Raw genomic sequence first — 521 nt, forward strand, 5'->3', positions numbered from 1 at the left:
TATTTCGATGAGATTTTTGAGAATTTTTATGATGATTTGCCACGTGATGAGAAGATGATAGTGGATTGTCTTCAAGCCATAGATGAAGTGAGAGCGACTAGTAATTCCTTATACGGAAGCAGTGTGATTGAGGGCGGTCTTCAAGATTTACTATCCAGAGATGTATATAAAGCCGAGGACCTGTTGAAATTGAGACTGTATTTCAACTGTCAGTTAATGGATGGTTTAAATGTGGGTGAGATAAAAGAATCTGAGCATGAAACCATTCTTTGTTTTCATGACAAACTAAGTTCTCAGGTTGATAAGATAGAGTTCGATTGTTTGAACTTGCTTAGAGATTCCTTGTTAGCTTCTTTAGCTTGTATAGAAATTATGGGGCTGTTTCATTATTTTAAGAGAGCAGTTGAGACCTTAAATAAAATAGGACAGAAAACACGAGATTTTCAAAAGCAACCGATTGTCTTGATGGTAGAATGGAAATATTATATTCAGACTGATTATGAAACAGCAAAACAAAAGTA

The 521-nt window shown here is 34.9% G+C and carries 1 pseudogene; it reads left to right on the forward strand.

Features of this window, described 5'->3' with window-relative positions:
- Positions 1–521, forward strand: a pseudogene (locus QZ114_RS08970) (XRE family transcriptional regulator); the annotation flags it as partial.

The sequence above is a fragment of the uncultured Streptococcus sp. genome, from assembly GCF_901875575.1.
Lineage (GTDB): Bacteria > Bacillota > Bacilli > Lactobacillales > Streptococcaceae > Streptococcus.